Below are 20,574 nucleotides of genomic sequence, written 5' to 3'. Positions count from 1 at the left end.
TTAGGATTTTGTCAACATTCTGAGCTTGGCTTACAAAGCCAAGTTATTAGTCATCCAACTGTTCCGCTTTCTCTTTCGGCATGACGACGTGAATGTGTCGGTACAGATTCACGAATTCGCCCGGCAGCATGCCGCCGTACTCGCCGTCCAGGTTCAGCTGCATCTTTTCTGATACATTGACTTTCACGCGGTTCGCTTTTGTATAAATAATGTGCTGATCGTTGATGTGTTCGCCGCGGAGCGCCATTGATGCGACTCTGATAAATTCAGCAAGGTTTGCTTTCTTTAATATCATCAAATCAAACATGCCGTCATTCAGGCTGGAATCCGGCGCGAGTTTTTCGAACCCGCCGACGGAATTTGTCAGCGTGACCAAAAACAGCATGATTTCACCTTGAAACAGCTTGCCGTCATATTCAATCTCGACTTCTGTCGGACGAAGTGAAGGCAGCATTTCCATACCCTTTAAATAATAAGCAAGCTGGCCGAGCATCGTTTTGAGTTTGCTTGGGACGTCGTACGTCAGCTCCGTCAGGCGGCCTCCGCCGGCGATATTGATAAAATACTGGCCGTTGACCTGTCCGATGTCGATCGGGCGGGCAACACCGTTAATTACTGTATCAGCCGCTTTTAAAATATCCTCTCGCGGAATGCCGAGCGCTCTGGCGAAGTCATTTGTTGTGCCGACAGGAATCACGCCGAGTGTCGGACGATTGTCTAGTGGAGCAAGCCCGTTGACGACCTCGTTGATCGTTCCGTCTCCGCCTGCCGCAATGATCAGGTCAAACTCACGCAATGCCGCTTCCTTTGCAGCGTGCGTTGCGTCTCCCGCGCATGTTGTGGCATGGGTGGAGGTTTCATAGCCGGCTTGTTCAAATTTTTGAAGGACCTGGGCAAGATGCTTTTTAAAGACCTCCCGTCCCGAAGTCGGATTGTATATTATGCGTGCACGTTTCATTATCTCATCATCCTACTTAAGAGTATCCGATCCATTTTTACACTAACAACCTTTAATTATACTATGAGTTAAAAAAATCGCAACAAAATGTACATAATCTTACAGACGGAAACGCACAAAAGCCCCAGCATAGCTGAGGCTTTTTGTCATTTTTACTCTTCTTCCGTTCCCGGTTTTTTCTTGCGGAACTTCGCCAATACTTCGTATACGATTGGCACGATCAAGAGAGTCAGAAGCGTCGAACTGATTAAACCGCCGATAACCGTTACGCCGAGTCCTTTTGAAATGACCTGGCTTCCGCCTTCGAAGCCGAGAGCTAATGGAATCAAGGCGCCGATTGTCGCGATGGCTGTCATCAGGATCGGACGGAGTCGTGTGGAGCCGGCTTCTAAGAGCGCTTCTCTCGTAGACAGTCCTTCCGCTTCCTTATGAATCACGCGGTCAATTAGGACAATGGCGTTTGTAACAACGATACCGATTAGCATCAGCATACCGATCATCGCGTTCAGACTGATTGTCTCACCTGATACGTAAAGTCCGACCAGGGCACCGATGATTGTAAACGGCAGTGAGAACAGAATGGCAAATGGCGCTAATGCTCCGCCGAATGTAATCACAAGCACGAGGTAGACGATCGCAATCGCTGCTAGCATCGCTAATCCAAGCTTCGTAAAGGAATCCGCGATATCTGCGGAAACGCCGCCTGTATCGATTGTTACGTTGTCAGGCATGTCAAGCTTATCAATTTTCTTCTGTACATCAACGGATACAGCTGTCACGTTATCTGATGCAACTTCACCAGTGACATCAGCATACACTTTTCCGTCACGTTTAGACACCGTATCAGATGTTGTGCCTTCTTTTACTTTTGCCACATCACCAATTTTGACTTCTTTGCCAGTGGCTGATGTGATCTTTTTGTTCTCTAAATCTTTGACACTCTTATACTCGTCTTTTTCGGTTTTAATGTTCACATCAAGCTCTTTGCCGTCTTTTTTCACGGTTGTGAGTGGGTCCTGTGCTGTCTCTGACATTAAGGCCTTAGAAATTTGAGAAGCTGTTAAACCGAGTTTGCCCAGCTTTTCTTGGTCAGCGACAAATGTATACTCATCATATGTGCTGGAAAGGCCTGAGTTTACGTTCTTCAGATCCTTTTCATCCTTCATGACCTTCTCAATGTCTTTGACAGTGTCTTTAATGTCATTTTCTGAATCGCCATACACATAGTATGTCAATTCATTGTTATTGCCTGAAGAGCTGAAGTCCTGTGACTTCCATTCTCCGCGGTCAGACTGCTTTTTGATTTCTTTCAGCACGTTGTCTTTTTCTTTATCAAAATCCGGCGTGTCGCTGTCATATTTGATGTAGAACAATGCGCCGTTTGAATCGCCTCCGGCAAGCGGGCTGCCAGAGCCTAATGAATACTGAACCGTATCGACATGCTTGCGGTCAAGCAGGATTTTTTCTGCTTTTTCAGCTTCATCTTCCGCTTCTTTTTTCGTTTCACCCGGTTCAGGGCTGTATGTGATCTGCATCGTTTTTTCTTCCTCTGACGGAAGGTAGCTGGCACCAATTAACGGTACGAGGAACAAGCTTCCAAGCAGCATCAAAACGGCGATGATAGACGTGATCCACTTGTGGCTCAGCGCCCAGTTCAGAACTTTTTTATAGAAGCCTGCCAGTCTGCTAGGTTTATGTTCTTTCGCTTTGATCGGCGCTCCCGTTAATGATTTTTTGAACAGGCTGTGCGCGAGCATTGGCACGAGCGTGATCGAAATCAACAGGGACGCGGCAAGCGCAAATACAATCGTTAAGGCGAAAGGAATAAACAATTCACCAATTTGTCCGCCTACCAATGCGAGCGGCAGGAATACCGCGATTGTCACAATAGTGGATGACATGATCGGTTTAAACATTTCCTTCGTTGCTTCACGGACCAAGGCTTTCCCGCGCAGCGGTTCATCTTTCAGTCTCATGCGGCGGTAAATGTTTTCGATAACAACGATGGAGTCATCGACAACCCGTCCGATGGCAACGGTCATTGCACCGAGCGTCATGATATTTAATGTAATATCAAGCTGCTGCAGCACAAGCAGTGCGATCAGCAATGATAACGGAATGGAAACAATTGAAATTAATGTTGATTTAATATCTCTTAAGAATAAGAGAATAATCACAATCGCAAAGATAGCGCCGAAAATGGCTTTGCTTAACATCGTGTCAACTGATTCTGTAATTGGTTCTGCCATGTCAAGGGTTGCGCTGTATTCGAAGCCTTTATGGTCTTCTTTGTATTGCTTCAGCTCATCTTTGACACTGTCGGCAACCTCTACCGTGTTGGCATCGTTTGCTTTGATGATGTTGATGCCGATGCTGTCTTTTCCATTTGTGCGGGAAATTGATTCAGCTTTTTTGACATCTTTAATCGTTGCAATGTCAGATAGCTTGACCGTCGGCACGTCTGTGCTAACACTTTGCTGCGCCTGTGCTCCCGCCTGCGCGCTTTGAGCCGCTTGTGCACTTTGTGCTGCTGCGGCGCTGCTGCCTGCACTAGAAGCAGATGCCGTTGGAATTCTCATATTCTTCAAATCTTTAATGGTTTCAATATCGCCGCTGACGACGACTGATTTCTCTTCTTTGCCGAATGTGTACAATCCAAGCGGAGTTGTTACATCTGAACCTTGAATCACTTGTTTGACTGTATCTTCATCAAGGTTGTATTCCTTCATTTTGTCTTCTTTGAAAGAGAATTCAACCTCTTCAACCTGCTGGCCTGACACTTGGACGGAAGCTACTCCTTCTGTTCCTTCAAGCTTCGGTACGAGGCCATCTTCCACTTTTTTCGTCAGCTCTTGAAGATTATCTTTATCGCTGGATACGCTGAGCGTCAGAATCGGGAAGGAATTCATGCTGTAGCGGGAAATTTCAGGATCTTTCGCGTCATCAGGCAGGCTGACGTTTTCTAATGCTTCAGCCGCTTCTGTTTTCGCTTTGTCCATATCTTTCTCATAATCATATTCAATCATAACCGACGATGCGTTTTCATAGGACGTGGACGTAACTACGCTCACGCCGTCCAAGTTCTGCACCGCTTGTTCAACCGGTTTCGTTACTTCATCAGCGACTTGGCTAGGCGTCGCTCCCGGATATGTCGTGCTGATTGTCAGGTAAGGCATGTTTACATCAGGAATGGATTCTTGCTTCATATTCATACCCGCGTACAAGCCGGCTGCCGTTACAATAATCGTCATCAGCCATACGGCGAATTTGTTTTTCAGAACGAAATTAATAACGTGATTCATCATATCCTCCATTGTGTTTTTATTGACTGACTGGTCATTCTATATAATACTAAACGGTATAACGCAACATCGTCAACTCATATACCAGAAAATTTTTCTAAATTTTTCAAGGATTAAGGGGTAGCACGTCATGAATGAGAAGAAAGAGAGAATCATAAAAACAAGCATTCGTTTATTTGCGAAAAAAGGATACGCTTCGACGACCATCCAGGAAATCGCCAGTGAATGCGGCATCTCAAAAGGCGCTTTTTATCTGCATTTCAAATCAAAAGAAGCGCTGCTATTGTCTGCCTGTGAATATTACATTGGCATGTCTATGAAAAAAATGAAACAAATAGAAGAGGATCTCGCCGGACAGCCGCCTAAAGATGTGCTGAAAAAACAAATCAGCGCCCAGTTTGAGGATTTTCGCGATCATAAGGATTTTATTGTTCTGTTGCTTACTGAAAATATCATTCCGGAAAACCAAGAAGTAAAGCAATACTTTTACAAAGTCACAGCCGAGACAGATAAACTGTATCGGAACGCTTTGCTTGCGACTTATGGCAAGGAAACTGAGAACTACCTCTCAGACCTCTCCATCATGGCAAGAGGCATTGTGCACTCCTATATGAATGTGATGGTATTTAATGAAGAAATCAAAATTGATGCAGACAACATATCTGAATTTATCATGGAGAGACTGGATGATCTTGTACAGGGGCTAAGCCGTTCCAGCCTGAATCCGCTCATGCCAAAAGACATTTACAGCCTGGTGCCGGCGGATAAAGGCCAGATCCTTCAGGACATTCAAAAAGTGAAAGAAAACACCGCATTGCCTGAGGACATCATCGTTTCGCTCGATGTGATCGAGGAAGAGCTGTCACAGGAAAAGCCGCGCAAGCCGATTATCAAAGGCCTGCTGTCAAATTTGACCGGAAGTGATTTCGAAGAAGTTGAAAAGCTTCGCGCTTTGATCTCTATCTTTATTTCTATTTGATCATAAAAAAGCAGCTCCCTCTGCAATGAGGAGAGCTGCTTTTTCATTAGCGTTTTTTGATTTCTTCAAGCAGGATTTTGTTAACCATCGGCGGGTTGGCTTGTCCTTTGGACGCTTTCATAATTTGTCCGACAAGGAAGCCGATCGCGCGGTCTTTCCCGTTTTTAAAGTCTTCAATCGACTGAGGATTGTTGTCAAGCGCCTCTGTGACAAGCTTCAGAAGCACGCCTTCATCAGAAATCTGCACAAGGCCTTTTTCTTTTACAATCTTCTCAGCGTCGCCGCCTTTTTCAATTAATTCCTTGAACACTTTCTTCGCGATTTTAGAAGAAATTGTTCCTTTTTCAATCAATTGAATCATGCCGGCAAGGCCTTCCGGTGTCAGCGCAACATCAGAAAGCTCTTTTTGCTCAGCGTTCAGATAAGCTGACACTTCACCCATGAGCCAGTTTGATGCTTGTTTTGCTTCAGCGCCTTTTTGAACTGTTTCTTCGAAGAAGTCTGCCATTTCTTTTGTCAGTGTCAGAACCATCGCATCATATGCAGGCAAGCCAAGCTCATCGATATAACGCTTGCGGCGTTCATCCGGAAGCTCAGGAATGCTTGCTTTTACGCGCTGCTTCCATTCATCGTCAATGTAAAGCTCGACAAGGTCAGGCTCAGGGAAATAACGATAATCGTCAGAACCCTCTTTGACACGCATAAGAATGGTTTTCTTCGTTGCTTCATCGTAACGGCGAGTTTCCTGCTGGATCACACCGCCGGACAGAAGAACCTGCTCCTGGCGTTTTTCTTCATGCTCAAGGCCTTTTTGAACAAACGCAAAGGAGTTCAAGTTTTTCAATTCCGTTTTTGTGCCGAATTCCTCTTGGCCGATCGGACGAAGAGAGATATTGGCGTCACAGCGAAGTGAGCCTTCTTCCATTTTACAGTCAGACACGCCTGTATATTGGATGATGGACTTCAGCTTTTCAAGATACGCATATGCTTCTTCCGGCGTGCGGATATCCGGCTCAGATACGATCTCGACAAGCGGCGTTCCCTGGCGGTTGAAGTCAACAAGAGAATAGCCGTCGCCTGTATGCGTCAGTTTTCCGGCATCTTCTTCAAGGTGAAGACGTGTGATGCCGATACGTTTCGTTTTTCCGCCGACTTCAATTTCGATCCAGCCGTTTTCGCCGATCGGCTTATCAAATTGAGAAATCTGATACGCTTTCGGGTTGTCCGGATAGAAATAGTTTTTGCGGTCAAACTTTGTATCCGTCGCGATTTCACAGTTCAGCGCCATTGCCGCTTTCATTGCGAATTCCACGGCTTCTTTGTTTAGTACAGGCAGGACACCCGGATACCCGAGGTCGATGACGCTTGTCTGTGTATTCGCCTCCGCGCCGAATGGCGTCGGAGAGCTTGAGAAAATTTTTGAATTTGTTTTTAATTCAACGTGGACTTCAAGTCCGATTACCGTTTCAAAGTTCAATTCATTTCACCCCTTACAGTTCAGGTTTTGCTTTATGATGGTCTGTCGCTTGTTCGAATGCATGAGCGACGCGGTATACAGTGCTTTCGTCAAAGTGTTTTCCGATGATTTGCAGGCCGAGCGGAAGTCCGTCAGCAAATCCGCATGGCACGCTGATTCCCGGAACACCGGCAAGGTTGACCGGAATCGTTAAGATATCGTTAGCGTACATTGTGAGCGGGTCTTTCGTGTTTTCACCGATTTTAAACGCAGGTGTCGGTGTAGTTGGTCCAACAATGACATCATATTTCTCAAATACGTCTTCGAAGTCTTTCTTAATCAAAGTACGCACTTTTTGCGCCTTTTTGTAGTACGCATCATAGTAACCTGAGCTTAAAGCGAATGTTCCAAGCATGATACGGCGTTTCACTTCATTTCCGAAGCCTTCAGCGCGCGTTTGCTTGTAAAGGTCGATCAGGTTTTCTGCATTGTCCGTGCGGTATCCGTAGCGGATGCCGTCAAAACGTGCAAGGTTGGCAGACGCTTCAGAAGAAGACAGCAGGTAATACGTCGCAAGCGCGTATTTACTGTGCGGAAGAGATACTTCTTCCCATGTAGCGCCAAGGCCTTCTAGAACTTTGAGCGCTGCAAGAACAGATTCTCTCGCTTCTTTGCCGACGCCTTCGCCAAGATATTCTTTCGGAACCGCGATTTTCAATCCTTTGATATCGCCAGTTAATGAAGATAGAAAATCCGGAACGTCTACATTTGCGCTTGTAGAGTCCATTTTATCAACGCCTGAAATGGCTTGCAGCAAGAATGCGTTGTCCTCAACCGTACGTGTAATCGGCCCGATTTGGTCTAATGAAGACGCAAACGCGACCAGCCCATAACGGGACACGCGTCCGTATGTAGGCTTTAATCCGACAACGCCGCAGAAAGAGGCCGGCTGGCGGATGGAACCGCCTGTGTCAGATCCAAGTGAAAACGGAACTTCTCCCGCAGCAACCGCAGCCGCTGAACCGCCGCTTGAACCGCCGGGAACCGTATCTAAGTTCCAAGGGTTTTTCGTCAGCTTGTAAGCTGAGTTTTCTGTTGATGACCCCATGGCGAATTCGTCCATGTTCAGTTTTCCGATTGTGACCGCTTCAGCATCTTGAAGGCGCTGAACGACAGTTGCGTCGTAGATCGGGTCAAAGTTTTCAAGAATTTTGCTGGAGCAAGTCGTGCGCAGCCCTTTTGTTACGATATTATCTTTTACGCCGATCGGCATACCGAAGAGAAGACCATGCTCAGAACGGCTGTCAACCGCCTCATCGAGCTCCTTCGCATACGCGCGCGCTTTTTCTTCATCTAATGCCAAAAAGGCTTGTACCTTATCATCTACCGCTTGAATGCGTTTATAAGATTCATCGACCAGGTCAGAAATCTTAATCTCTTTTTTATGTATGAGCTGTTTTAATTCTGTGATTTTGTGATCAAATAATGACATTCTTGTGTCCCTCCTTTAGTCCAGAATTGATGGCACACGAATATAGCCGTCTTTGTGGTCAGGCGCATTTTTCATGACATCCTCAACCGGAAGACCTTTACCCGCTTCATCTTCTCTCATGACATTTTTCATTTTCAGCACGTGAGTTGTAGGCTCAACATGGTCTGTGTTGACTTCATTCAGCTCCTCGGCAAATGAAATGATGCTGTCAAGCTGTTCAGTGAACATTTTTGCTTCTTCTTCAGTAATCGCAAGTCTTGCAAGATGCGCAACGTGCTTTACTTCTTCTATTGAAATTCGTGACATATGATCCACCTCCACATATTTCTCCGTTAAGTCATATAATACTGATCATATCAAAAACAAGCCCTTTAAAGCAACAAAACGCCTTGGGGCGGGCCTGTGTTTTCGAGACAATACCCTATATATTTTATACTAAAAAGAGGCGAAGGAGAAACGAAATATTTTTCTGAAAATTTTTACTTTAATTATTTTTGAAAGCGTTTTAATCTTTATCCCCTTCTAGGTTTGCCCCGATATTTCCCGCTGACCGTCTATGTTTCATCGCTTGAATGGGTGGGAATACTTTGTTAGGTTAAGTTACCAAGTGCACCTGCAAAAGAATGTCTTTTGTGTCGCACTTGCGCCAGGCTGCTTAACTGGCACCATCAATTTGAGAGGTGATGCAAAATTATTAGAATTGAAGAGAGGGTAAAACGTGAGTATTGAAATCATTATTTCTTTAGGAATTTACTTTATTGCCATGCTGTTAATCGGCTGGTATGCATTTAAGAAAACAACTGATATTAACGATTACATGCTTGGAGGAAGAGGTCTCGGGCCGTTTGTTACTGCTTTGTCTGCCGGAGCGGCGGATATGAGCGGATGGATGCTGATGGGTGTTCCCGGCGCGATGTTTGCGACAGGGCTGTCAACCTTATGGCTTGCTTTAGGTCTTACAATCGGGGCGTACTCAAACTACTTGCTGCTGGCTCCAAGGCTGCGTGCTTATACGGAAGCGGCGGATGACGCGATTACGATTCCTGATTTCTTTGATAAACGATTCCAGCATTCTTCATCACTGCTGAAAATCGTATCTGCTTTGGTTATCATGATCTTTTTCACATTGTATACCTCTTCCGGTATGGTATCTGGCGGACGGCTGTTTGAATCTGCTTTTGGCGCGGATTACAAACTGGGCTTGTTTCTGACTACCGCGGTTGTCGTGTTATATACACTGTTTGGCGGTTTCCTTGCTGTCAGTCTGACTGACTTTGTACAGGGTGCGATCATGTTTGCAGCACTAGTGCTTGTGCCGATCGTTGCTTTTACCCATGTGGGCGGCGTTGCTCCTGCTTTCCATGAAATCAGCGCTGTTAACCCAAATCTATTGGATATCTTTAAAGGCGCGAGCGTCATTAGCATTATTTCCTATTTAGCCTGGGGCTTGGGCTACTACGGCCAGCCTCATATTATCGTCCGGTTTATGGCCATTAAAAACATTAAAGATTTAAAACCTGCACGCCGAATCGGCATGAGCTGGATGGTTATTTCAGTTCTCGGTTCCGTGCTGACCGGTTTAATCGGTGTTGCTTACGCCCATAAATTCGGAGTTGCTGTAAAGGATCCGGAGATGATATTCATTATCTTCTCTAAAATCTTGTTCCACCCTTTAATCACCGGCTTCTTATTGTCAGCTATTTTGGCTGCCATCATGAGTTCCATCTCCTCACAGCTCTTGGTAACAGCAAGTGCTGTAACAGAGGATTTATACCGGACGTTTTTCAGACGAAAAGCTTCCGATAAAGAACTAGTAATGGTCGGGCGTCTGTCCGTCTTAGTGATTGCCGTTATTGCGGTTCTCTTATCCTTGAACCCGAGCAGCACCATTCTTGATTTGGTCGGATACGCGTGGGCCGGCTTCGGTTCAGCTTTCGGGCCTGCGATTCTGCTCAGCCTGTATTGGAAGCGGATGAACGAATGGGGCGCGCTTGCTGCGATGATTGTCGGGGCTGCGACCGTGTTGATCTGGATTACAACCGGCCTGGCAAAATCAACCGGCGTGTACGAAATCATCCCTGGGTTTATCCTCAGTATGATTGCCGGCATTATCGTCAGCATGATCACAAAGCGGCCTGCAAAAGCCTCTTACCGATTATTCGGTGTCATGGAAAAACTGTTAAAACGCAAAAAATAATCAAAAAGCCATCAAGCGCTGCTTGGTGGCTTTTGTGCCCTTGTTTTGCGATAAATACTGTGAGAAAATCATATTTATTTAAAAACACCATAGATAAGGGGGAAGTTGCTGTTGAGCTGGTATATTGATCCTGACATTTTATTGAAATTAGGCATTGCCACTTTGATTGGCATGGTCATCGGGCTGGAGCGCGAGCTGAAGAATAAGCCGCTCGGGTTAAAAACCTGTATCGTTATCGCCGTCAGCTCATGCATGCTGACGATCGTCAGTATTAACGCGGCATATCATTTCCCTAAATACTACCGCATCATGATGGACCCGCTGCGTCTGCCGGCGCAAATCATCTCCGGCGTCGGGTTTATCGGCGCAGGTGTCATTTTGCGGAAAAGCAACGACGTCATTTCCGGCTTAACCACATCGGCTATGATTTGGGGTGCGGCAGGGCTCGGGCTTGCTACCGGAGCGGGATTTTACAAAGAAGCCTTTGCCAGCCTTCTGTTCATCCTGATCAGCGTTGAATTTCTTCCGTGGGCGGTCAGAAAAATCGGTCCAGACCGTCTGCAGGAAAAAGACATCCGCATCAGAATGTCACTTTCTGATAAAGACAAAATGACAGAGATCTTAAAAGAAATGAAAAGAAGAAACATTAAGACACACTCCGTCCGAATCGATGACCTTCATGAAAAAGAATTTCCGATCATGGAAGTCAAAGTCCGTGTTCATAAAAACAGATATACGACCGATGTCTACTATGATATAAAAGACATTGAAGGTGTAGTCGGCGTGAAGTGCGATACATTATAAAAGCCAATGGGGCATTATATCCCATTGGCTTTTTTCGTTCTAGACGAGCTTAGAAAAATCAAATTCTGTGATCGGCGTGCGGTTTTCTATATCCCTTCTGAAACCGGCCAGCATTTCTTTTTCTTCTGCGCCTATTGAGTTAAGATCAAACATTTGATGCAGCAGTCCGTATATCAGCATGTGACGCAGACGGAGAAAATCAGGTATTCTTTTCAGCCACGAAGCATCAAGATCATTTTCTTCTCTGTATCCGTTCATAAAGTGCGCCATAAATCCCTCTGTAAACACGGCTTTATTTTCATATGGAACGACCGGGTACCACAGCACATTATAAAGGAGAATGCTGATATCATTGACAAACCAATTGTATCCGATGTCATCAAAATCAAATGTTGTGATTTTCCCTTGGTCCCAGTTAAAATTGCCATGGTGGAGGTCTGCATGAACCAAGCCGTAGCTGTCCCTGCTTTTTGGTAATTGGCGCAGTTTATTCATTAGCTCATCCGCCTGCTGAAACACCTGAGTCTGGTCTTCCGGCACGTATTTTCTAAGCATCAGCTGCTCTTCTTCATCCCACTCCTGTCTTTTATAAGCAGGATTGTTGAGCTTGTAGCTTTTTGTCAAGCTGTGCATTTTCCCTGTGTATCTGCCAAGCTCAAAAAATAGGGTTTCATTCCAGTCGGATTCGTCCACTTTGTGCCCCGGCGCCTTCTCATAGGCTCGCAATAAAAATGCTCCGCCGCTTCCGTCAGGGACTTCTTCAACCTCTGTGCCGTTTAGCGACGAAATCGGTTTTGCGACTGAAAGCCCGCCTTCATCCAGATGACGGAGCCATTCCATTTCACCCATCATATAATCAGCCGATCTGCGAATTGTATGGGTAACCTTTAAAATATAAGGTTCATTATCTTTTATAAACTCATATACATAGTTTTCGGCATCAGCCAGAAAACGCACCTGATTTCTTGAAAAACCGTATCTCTCCGCAGCCTCTGCCAAAACCTTCTCCTCACGAAATACTTTCTTGATTTCTTTATGCACGTTTATCTCCCTTTCTATGCTTTTGATTTCTTCTATTGTTTTTACACGATTTCCAGCATCAACATACCCCCATTTGGTTTTTGTTTCGGCAGAAGCGGAAACGGTTGCGGTTTCCTTATACTGTTAATTGTAACACAAAAAACCCTCGAGCCTTAATTGGCACAAGGGTTTTGCATGTTTATCAGTCATAAATGTGAACAGTCGGCTCTTTATCGCCAGCATCGCGGAGAATGACTGCTTCCTGTCCGTCTGAGGATGTAATATCCACTTCGAGATCTAGTGAGCTCTTTGAGTAGTAGTCCATGACTTCACCCGTTAAGAACTGGGTAAACGCGACGACTTCACTCTTTCCGTAGAATTGCATCGGAATTTCAATTTTCATTTTCTTCATTTCATCGTTTTCATACAGGGCCGTTCCGACAACACCTGTGTAGTTCGGGAAGTAGTTGTCAATTGAGTTTTTGAACCGTTTAAAGACTTCAGTATCATCAGGATATTTCTCTGCAGTGCTCGTATCGGCCGGGTAGAAGACGTATTTTTCATTTACATCGTCCCAGTTTGAGATATCAGAGGAGCCTGCTTTGACTTCTGTTTTGGCGATAAAATTGCCGGGAACGATTGATGTTTTGGACGCCTGTTTGTAAAGCGCAATCGTAATCGGCACATTCTTCAGATTGTCTTTTTTGCGAAGGCGGTTAATGACCTCCTGCGCGATTTTTTCTCCCTGTTTACGGAGTGTGCTGTTGTCAATCTCCACTTCTTTTTGAGGGTCGCCTGTTTTTTCACGGTAGTAATACACGGAATTTAACGCCAAGCCGATCATAACGCCGCCAAGCTGGATGGAATTCTTGTCTTTTCTGACTAAGTAATCATGTTCCAGCATAGAAGCTAAATAAACCGGACTGCTTTCGTTTTTCTCTTCAGTTGAACCGGAGCTAGGGAGGGCTGGGTTCAGACCCTCGTTTTTAAAGTTTTTATCTTCTTTTTGGGCTTTTTTCAGATCAGAGCCTGTTTTTTTCCGAGCCAGCCAGCTTAATACTGTATCTTCATCTAAGTATTGTCCTTCTTGGAACAGATAATCGTCTGTCGAGAAAGAGTCTTGGGCAAGGCGCATCAGTCCTGTTTCAAACTCATCAATATCAAGTCTTGTATTCAGCTGTTCAGTTGTCAGGCCGCGTGCTTTCCCCGCCTTAAACGGAAGCACCATTTTGTAATAAGAGTCAGAGATATTGTATTTCGGGATAATCGCTTTTTCTGACGATTTCGCCGTTTTTTGCGTAATCTCTTCCTCCTTCTTCCCCCCAAAACCTGACGAACAGGCAGACAGCATTAACACTGCCGCCGTTGCCGCCATTACCAACGTCTTTTTCAATAGAAAACACTCCTCTTATTTCTTTAGCTCTCCCATTAACTGTTCTTCATTCCACACTTCAATATTCAGCTCTTGCGCTTTTGTCAGCTTGCTTCCCGCCGCTTCTCCGGCGATGACCAAGTCTGTGTTTTTGCTGACGCTTCCAGTCATCTTTCCGCCGAGCGCTTCAATTTGCGCTTTCGCTTCGTTTCTTGACAGCTCTTCCAGCTTTCCTGTCAGAACGATGGTTTTGCCTGCAAAATAGGAATCGCTGTCCTCTGCTTTTACTTTTTTCGGACCTTTATAAAGTGTGTTTACGCCCAGCTCCTCAAGCTCTGCCAAAAGCTCGAGCATTTCTTCTTTATGGAAATAGGTGATGACTGCGTCAGCCATTTTTTCACCGATTTCATCTATTGCGAGAAGCTCCTCTATGGTGGCTTTTTTCAGATTATCCAAGCTTTCAAAGTGCATGGCGAGCGTCTTTGCAGCCTTCGAGCCGATAAAGCGGATGCCGAGGCCGAATAACAGGCGCTCTAATGAATTTTCCTTCGATTTCTGTATAGAGCTGATCAGGTTTTCAGTTGATTTTTCGCCCATGCGTTCGAGCTGAATCACCTGTTCCTTCGTCAGCTTATACAGATCTGCCACATTACGGACGAGATTCTCCTGAAACAGCTGTGTGATCACTCGTTCGCCAAGCCCGTCAATGTTCATGGCATTGCGGGAGACAAAATGAATCAGCCCTTCTCTGATTTGGGCAGGGCATTCAGGATTGATGCAGCGAAGCGCCACTTCTCCTTCAATGCGGACGAGTTCACTGCCGCATTCAGGGCATTCTGTCGGCATGCTGAATTCCTTTTCTTCCCCTGTGCGCTGCTCAACGAGAACGTTCACGACTTCAGGTATAATATCGCCCGCTTTTTTGACGACTACCTTATCCAAAATCCGGATATCCTTCTCTTTAATTAAATCTTCGTTATGAAGGGATGCTCTTGAGACCGTTGTCCCGGCAACTTTTACCGGCTCAAGAATCGCGGTCGGCGTAATTACACCCGTTCTTCCGACATTTAATTCGATATCGAGAAGCTTGGTCACGACCTCTTCTGCAGGAAACTTATACGCAATGGCCCAGCGCGGGCTTTTCGCCGTAAAACCAAGCTCCTCCTGCTGATCAAGGGAATCCACTTTGATGACGATGCCGTCAATTTCATACGGGAGATCGGCGCGTTTCGCCTGAAGCTCATCGATCATCGCAATGACTTCTTCAATGCTGCCGCATTTTTTCCGTTCCTGGTTCGTTTTAAAGCCGATGTCGTCGAGAAAATCAAGTCCTTGGCTTTGTGTCTCCACACCCATTTCGTCAAGCTCCGCTATACTGTAGACGAAGATATCGAGATTTCGTTTCGCCGCAATTTTAGGGTCTAGCTGTCTGAGTGATCCCGCAGCGGCATTGCGCGGATTTGCGAACGGTTCTTCCTCGTTTTTGATCCGTTCTTCATTGAGCGCTTCAAACGAACGCTTCGGCATATACGCCTCGCCGCGCACTTCAATCGAAAGGCTGCGTTTCATTTTGAGCGGAATAGTGCGGATCGTCTTCAGATTTTCCGTAATATCCTCTCCCGTCGTCCCGTCGCCTCTTGTAGCGCCTCTCACAAAATAGCCGTCTTCATAACGGAGAGAAACAGCAAGACCGTCTATCTTCAGCTCCACATTATACGCCACATCATCACCCACGGCCTGTCGCACACGGCGGTCAAAGTCGCGGAGATCGTCAGCATTAAACGCGTTGCCCAGGCTGAGCATCGGCGTGCCGTGAGTGACTTTTTGAAACGCATCAAGCACAGCGCCGCCGACACGCTGTGTAGGAGAATCAGGCGTTCTGAGGTCTGGATGCTCCTCCTCAATCGCAATCAGCTCCTGCATCAATCTGTCGTATTCGGCATCCGGGACGCTCGGTTCATCTAAGGTGTAATATTCATAGCTATACTTGTTGATGGTGCGGCGCAGTTCTTCTGCCCGCTGCTTCGCTGTTTCTTTGTCCATCTGCTTCTTCCTTTCCTCTTCAATTACTGCTTTTCTATTGGCGCGAATGCCGCTAACAGGCGTTTCACACCGATCGGGCTCGGGAAGGCAATATCGAGTTCGGTCCCTTCTCCTTCGCCTTTCACGCTGACAACGGTGCCTGTGCCCCATTTTTTATGCCCGGCTTTATCTCCGACAGCCCAGTTTAGGGTATCGCCGCCTGTTTTGCTTGCGTAGGACACCGGACGGGAAACAGGGCCGCGCCTCGGCTGCATTTTTCTCGCAGACGGCGCTCTCGTTTCTTTTTTCTCATTTAGGTTTTCCAATAAATCATCTGGAATTTCACCGATAAAGCGTGATTCCGGGTTCATGTTTGTTCTGCCAAACAACGTGCGCATTTTTGCGTTGGTCAGATAAAGCTCCTGCTCCGCTCTTGTAATGCCCACGTAAGCGAGACGGCGTTCTTCTTCCATCTCTGCTTCTTCCATCAGTGAACGGCTGTGCGGGAAGACGCCTTCCTCAAGTCCCATAAGGAAAACAACCGGGAATTCCAGTCCTTTTGCGGCGTGCAGCGTCATCAGCGTGATCGCATCCGTGCCGCCGGATTCTTCCTCTTTCTGGTCGAGCTGATCGATATCAGCGATCAGTGCCAAATCTGTCAGGAACGCAACGAGTGTTTTGTCTTCGCTTTTCTGTTCAAAGTTTTTCGTTACAGACAGGAACTCGTCGATGTTTTCTAAACGGCTTTGGGCTTCAATTGATTTTTCAGCCTTCAGCATCTCTCTGTATTCGGTTTTATCGAGAATTTCTTCGGTCAGCTCTGTAATTGATAAATAGTCCTGCATGTTTGTCAGGTTCTCAATCATCTGTCTGAAGCTGTCGAGCGCGTTTGCTGCCTTGGCGCTGACGCCAATGAAATCAACCTGCTGAATCGCTTGGAAGAGTGACAAGCCGTTCATCGCTGCATATGAAGCGATTTTTTCAAGCGATGTGGCGCCGACCCCGCGCTTCGGCACATTGACAATACGCGTGAAGCTGATGTCATCATCCGGATTGGATACGAGACGCAGATACGCGAGGATGTCTTTGATTTCTTTTCTGTCATAGAACTTTGTGCCGCCGACAATGTTATAGTTCAGGCCCGCTTTGAGAAGCGTTTCCTCAATCACACGGGACTGGGCGTTTGTCCGGTACAAGATGGCGATATCCGACAGCTTCCGTTTGCCGGTGTTATGAAGCTCATAAATTTTCCCGGCAACAAATTGTCCTTCACCGAATTCATTGTCTCCGCGGTAATAGGAAATTTTAATTCCTTCATCGTTTTCCGTCCATAGATTTTTCGGCTTTCGGTTTGTGTTGTTTTGGATCACTTCGTTGGCCGCGCGCAAAATCCGTTTTGTTGAACGGTAGTTTTGTTCAAGCAAAATGACGCTGGCATTCGGATAATCCTTTTCAAAAGAAAGAATGTTGGCAATGTCCGCCCCGCGCCATCTGTAGATGGACTGGTCGGAGTCGCCGACAACACAAAGGTTTTGAAAACGCTCCGCCAGCTGCTTCACGAGCATGTATTGCGCTCTGTTCGTATCCTGATACTCATCGACGTGGATGTATTGGAATTTGCGCTGATAAAACTCAAGCACTTCCGGAATACGGTCAAATAGTTTAATGGTCGTCATAATTAAGTCGTCGAAATCAAGCGACTGGTTTTTCAGCAGTTTTTTCTGATAATCAGTGTATACATCGCTGACGACCTGATCATAGTAGCCGCCGGCAACCTTAGAAAATTCCTCAGGTTCGGTTAATTCATTTTTCGCACTGCTGATCGTGCCGAGGATGCTCCTCGGATCAAATTTTTTCGGATCGAGGTTGCGTTCCTTCAAAATTCCCTTGATGACTGAAAGCTGGTCAGCCGTATCAAGGATTGAGAAATTGCGGTTGATCCCGATGCGGTCGATATCTCGGCGCAAAATCCGCACACACATGCTGTGGAACGTGGAAATCCAGATATCATCCGCTCCGGGCCCGAGAATGCTCTCCACACGTTCTTTCATTTCTCTGGCCGCTTTATTTGTAAATGTGATCGCCAGAATGTTCCACGGCGCCACATGCTTTTCCGCCATTAAGTAAGCGATTCTGTGCGTCAGGACACGCGTCTTTCCGCTTCCCGCTCCCGCCATCAGCAGCAAAGGCCCGTCCGTTGTTTTGACAGCTTCCTGCTGAACAGGGTTTAATCCGCTTAATAGTTGATTGCTAATGTAATTCAAAATTCGTCACCCGCCTATACAAACATATGTTCTATCATAAACCAAATCCGTACATTTCGCTACTCGCTTTTGACAGCTGCTACTGTCTTCAGCGCTTCATCAAAATCCTCATACACAGCGTTGCCCACCACAATGACATCCGCGTGCTCGGCATACTGTTTCGCCGTCTCCGCGTCTTTGATGCCGCCTCCGTAAAACAGGGTGGACGTTTCCAATACAGCCTTCGTTTGCTTCACGGCTTCTATGTCCCCAAGAGCGCCGCTGTATTCCAGATAAAAAACCGGAAGCTGCAGCAGCTCAGACACGCGCGCATAGGCGATGATATCGTCATGATTCAGATTGGTGTCCGCCTCCGTTAAAGCCGCGGCTTTGCAATCAGGATTTACGATACAGTAGCCTTCCGCCACGATTTCTTCCATCGACATCAGTTCTCCATATTCCTTCATGGCTTTCTGATGCATCCCGACAATCCAATCCGGATTTTTGCTGTTTAATACACTCGGAATAAAATATAAGTCAAAGCCAGGGACAATCGCTTCAATCGCTGACACCTCAAGGACACACGGCACCAAAAACCGTCTCACCTGAGACAGCATCCGCAGGACATTATCCTCCGTCACACCGTCGCTTCCTCCGATAATGACCGCATCAGTCCCTGACTCACAAAGAATCTCAAGCTGTTCATCAGGCAAATCTTTATTTGGATCGAGTTTAAAGACATGCTTCCACTCCGTTACATCGTACACGTCATCCGTTCCTCCATTCGTTTCTTACCATTTAAACATTATAACAAATTCACATAGCGCGGAAAAACGGAAAAAGCCGTCATTCTCGTTATTCACTGAAAAAGGTGTTTTGATTCTATTTCCGCAGAAAAAAAGCGGCTGTTCCGCTCTCTTTTTATAGAAAAAACACAGTAATATTTTCTATTGTTTGGAAACGCTCCAACAGTGGAAATGGTTACATAAAAAGGGAGGCTAACAGATGGAATACATCATCATTGCACTTATTGCATTTATCATCGGGATCATCGTTATCCCCATCGCATTGTTTGTCTGGATCTACATAAAGGACGAAAAACAGCAGGAGCATTCAATCCTCCGCAATTATCCTGTCATCGGAAGGTTTCGCTATATTTTTGAAAAAATCGGACCGGAGCTGCGGCAGTATTTATTCAGCAATGACAATGAGGAACAGCCTTTTTCACGAAAAGAATATGAGCAAACAGTCATATCAGGAAAATACAAAAGCAGAATGATGGGATTCGGATCGGTAAGAGATTTTGATCAACCGGGCTATTATATCCGAAACGCCCTTTTCCCAAAGCAAAAAGAAGAATTGCGTGTGGGCCAGTCTCCGAAAATCGAAACCCACATCTATAAAATCGATTCGGACAATCTGTTCAGACGCAGCGAACATGCCGAACGTACCAAGGCTGATCCGTATTTTCTCCATCCGGATGATGTTCAAGTCATCGGTGGGAGTACATGCGAAAAGCCTTTTTATGTGAAGGGATTAGTCGGTCAATCCGCCATGAGCTACGGTTCACTTGGAGAGCGCGCCATTACGGCGCTGTCAAAAGGGCTGCACCAGGCGGGCGGCACTTGGATGAATACCGGTGAAGGCGGATTGTCTGAGTATCACTTAAAGGGAGGTGCTGATATCATCTGCCAAATCGGCCCCGGTCTATTTGGCGTACGCAATAGAAAAGGGGAATTTTCGTGGGAGGAATTTAAAAAGAAAAGCCGGCTAGATCAAATTAAAGCGTTTGAGCTGAAGCTCGCACAAGGAGCCAAAACCCGCGGCGGACATGTGGATGGCGCTAAAGTATCAGAAGAGGTGGCAGACATCCGGAATGTCGAACCCGGAAAATCAATCGACAGCCCAAACCGCTTTCATGAATTTTCAAGCGCGCCTGAAATGCTGGATTTTATTGAAAAGCTGCGAGACGTCGGTCAAAAGCCGGTCGGCATTAAAATTGTTGCAGGCCAGCCTGATGACTTGCATGAGCTTTTTTCTTATATGCAGAAAAGCGGAAAACATCCTGATTTTATTACGGTAGACGGTAGTGAAGGCGGTACCGGCGCTTCCTTCTATGAGCTTGCCGACACAGTCGGCCTCCCGATTATGACGGCGCTCCCTATCGTTGATACGCTGCTCAGACAATACGGCTTGCGTGACCGTATGAAACTTTTTGCTTCCGGAAAGCTGCTGACCCCTGACAAAATCGCGGTCGCTTTAGCTCTGGGCGCTGACTTTGTCAACATTGCACGCGGCATGATGTTTTCAGTCGGATGCATCCGCGCCCTCGTATGCCACACCAACACATGCCCGGCAGGCGTTGCAACAACAGATCCGAAGCTGCAAAAAGCGCTGAGCGTTGAGGAAAAACAGCACCGCGTCTGCAACTACGTCATTTCGCTGCGTGAGGGGCTGTTTAATCTGGCCGCCGCAGCCGGGATCGATTCGCCAGTTCATTTTTCCAAGGAGCATGTTGTCTACCGAAAAGAGGATGGCAGCGCAGTTGACATCGACAATCTGATTGAGAAAATTGTTTCATAAAAAAACCGCCCCTTGCCAGACGGGACTGACCCCATAAGATGAGACAAATAAAAAACACCTTCAAGTTTGAAAACGGATGATTGTTAGCCGAAATTAGACTTGGAGGTGTTTTTTCTATGGGGACAAGAGTGAGTTATCCGGTTGAA

13 protein-coding genes and 1 pseudogene are annotated in these 20,574 nt (G+C 46.2%); 4 read left to right on the top strand and 10 right to left on the bottom strand.

The window, feature by feature from the left end:
* Positions 1-46: 46 nt before the first annotated feature.
* Positions 47-958, bottom strand: a complete 912-nt coding sequence (locus WA325_RS17215; protein ID WP_010333270.1) for a diacylglycerol kinase — start codon at positions 956-958, stop codon at positions 47-49.
* A 152-nt stretch (positions 959-1,110) separates the two neighbouring features.
* Positions 1,111-4,260, bottom strand: a complete 3,150-nt coding sequence (gene srfP / locus WA325_RS17210) for a surfactin resistance protein SrfP (RefSeq protein ID WP_336183985.1) — start codon at positions 4,258-4,260, stop codon at positions 1,111-1,113.
* A 130-nt stretch (positions 4,261-4,390) separates the two neighbouring features.
* Between srfP and WA325_RS17205 the strand changes: the two are divergent.
* Positions 4,391-5,255, top strand: a pseudogene (locus WA325_RS17205) (TetR/AcrR family transcriptional regulator); the annotation flags it as partial.
* Between the two features lie 30 nt (positions 5,256-5,285).
* Here WA325_RS17205 and gatB read toward each other — a convergent pair.
* Genes gatB through gatC form a run of 3 tightly spaced genes read right to left on the bottom strand, consistent with a single transcriptional unit; the run spans position 5,286 to position 8,493 of the window.
* Positions 5,286-6,716: an Asp-tRNA(Asn)/Glu-tRNA(Gln) amidotransferase subunit GatB gene (gene gatB, locus WA325_RS17200; protein ID WP_010333268.1), complete on the bottom strand. Its 1,431-nt coding sequence runs from the start codon at positions 6,714-6,716 to the stop codon at positions 5,286-5,288.
* Positions 6,717-6,729: 13 nt separating this feature from the next.
* Positions 6,730-8,187, bottom strand: coding sequence for an Asp-tRNA(Asn)/Glu-tRNA(Gln) amidotransferase subunit GatA (gene gatA / locus WA325_RS17195; RefSeq protein ID WP_024120464.1), 1,458 nt, complete (start codon positions 8,185-8,187; stop codon positions 6,730-6,732).
* A gap of 15 nt (positions 8,188-8,202) precedes the next feature.
* Positions 8,203-8,493, bottom strand: a complete 291-nt coding sequence (gene gatC, locus WA325_RS17190; RefSeq protein ID WP_024120463.1) for an Asp-tRNA(Asn)/Glu-tRNA(Gln) amidotransferase subunit GatC — start codon at positions 8,491-8,493, stop codon at positions 8,203-8,205.
* A 412-nt stretch (positions 8,494-8,905) separates the two neighbouring features.
* On the opposite strand from gatC, the gene opuE reads away from it, so the two are divergent.
* Together opuE and WA325_RS17180 are read left to right on the top strand one after the other, a co-directional pair.
* Entirely contained in the window at positions 8,906-10,384 is a 1,479-nt protein-coding gene (gene opuE, locus WA325_RS17185) for a proline transporter OpuE (RefSeq protein ID WP_105954750.1), read from the top strand.
* A gap of 105 nt (positions 10,385-10,489) precedes the next feature.
* Positions 10,490-11,188 carry an MgtC/SapB family protein gene (locus tag WA325_RS17180; protein ID WP_081638247.1) on the top strand — a complete coding sequence of 233 codons (699 nt, stop codon included), beginning with the start codon at positions 10,490-10,492 and terminating at the stop codon, positions 11,186-11,188.
* A 39-nt stretch (positions 11,189-11,227) separates the two neighbouring features.
* Here the strand turns inward: WA325_RS17180 and WA325_RS17175 are convergent, their stop codons facing one another.
* The 5 genes from WA325_RS17175 to WA325_RS17155 form a co-directional block, all read right to left on the bottom strand.
* Positions 11,228-12,235: a phosphotransferase enzyme family protein gene (locus WA325_RS17175; protein WP_336184030.1), complete on the bottom strand. Its 1,008-nt coding sequence runs from the start codon at positions 12,233-12,235 to the stop codon at positions 11,228-11,230.
* 175 nt (positions 12,236-12,410) lie between these two features.
* The gene (locus WA325_RS17170) at positions 12,411-13,601 is read right to left on the bottom strand and encodes a CamS family sex pheromone protein (protein WP_024120459.1); all 1,191 of its coding nucleotides are present in this window, start codon (positions 13,599-13,601) and stop codon (positions 12,411-12,413) included.
* A gap of 15 nt (positions 13,602-13,616) precedes the next feature.
* Positions 13,617-15,623 carry an NAD-dependent DNA ligase LigA gene (gene ligA / locus WA325_RS17165; RefSeq protein WP_336183984.1) on the bottom strand — a complete coding sequence of 669 codons (2,007 nt, stop codon included), beginning with the start codon at positions 15,621-15,623 and terminating at the stop codon, positions 13,617-13,619.
* 23 nt (positions 15,624-15,646) lie between these two features.
* Entirely contained in the window at positions 15,647-17,866 is a 2,220-nt protein-coding gene (pcrA, locus tag WA325_RS17160) for a DNA helicase PcrA (protein WP_105954746.1), read from the bottom strand.
* Positions 17,867-17,925: 59 nt separating this feature from the next.
* Complete coding sequence (locus WA325_RS17155; RefSeq protein WP_336183983.1) at positions 17,926-18,612, bottom strand: heptaprenylglyceryl phosphate synthase; 687 nt, start codon at positions 18,610-18,612, stop codon at positions 17,926-17,928.
* A gap of 238 nt (positions 18,613-18,850) precedes the next feature.
* Between WA325_RS17155 and WA325_RS17150 the strand changes: the two genes are divergently transcribed.
* Entirely contained in the window at positions 18,851-20,428 is a 1,578-nt protein-coding gene (locus WA325_RS17150; protein WP_336183982.1) for an FMN-binding glutamate synthase family protein, read from the top strand.
* The last annotated feature ends 146 nt before the right edge of the window (positions 20,429-20,574 follow it).

It is taken from the genome of Bacillus sp. 205(2023), from assembly GCF_037027485.1.
Lineage (GTDB): Bacteria > Bacillota > Bacilli > Bacillales > Bacillaceae > Bacillus > Bacillus halotolerans.
The sequence above is the reverse complement of the archived record's forward strand: the minus strand, read 5'-3'. Positions and strand labels throughout refer to the sequence as shown.